1 protein-coding gene is annotated in these 460 nt (G+C 45.0%); it reads left to right on the forward strand.

Annotated features, from left to right (window positions below; genetic code table 11):
* Window positions 1–458: hypothetical protein (locus SOP95_RS31605; protein ID WP_323609529.1), on the forward strand; the 458-nt coding region annotated here is incomplete at its 5' end.
* Window positions 459–460: the final 2 nt, after the last annotated feature.

Below are 460 nucleotides of genomic sequence, written 5' to 3' on the forward strand. Positions count from 1 at the left end.
TTGACCCTTTGGGCTTAAGTAATTGCCCAGAAGGAGGCATATGCAAATCGCAAGCTCGGATAGAAGAGCCAGCAGACAACATCACCGCAACGAGAGGTGAGCCCAGTAGCCCTGCTGTATCAACACGTCCGACAGAGTTTGCCAACGAGAAAAAACTCAACGAGCATTACGACAAGCACGGAACTGAATTTCGAGTAGAAAATAGTCACGAATATCTACTCGCTGCACGTCATGTCGTAAGCAATGGCACGCCTGTGCAATATTTGTATAGGGACACTCCAACGACCGGATATGTTTTACTTATGGGAACAAATAGGACAGGGCAGGCCAAATTTGCTTTTGCAGGATCGAATACAAATGGCCATATAACTACTCTGCATACCAAAAGCGGAAAAGACTTCTGGAGAATGATAAATGGCAACCCCTCTGACAAAACAATCAGACCTTACAACAAATAACT

The sequence above is a fragment of the Pseudomonas sp. YuFO8 genome (assembly GCF_035065025.1).
Classification (GTDB): domain Bacteria; phylum Pseudomonadota; class Gammaproteobacteria; order Pseudomonadales; family Pseudomonadaceae; genus Aquipseudomonas; species Aquipseudomonas putida_AE.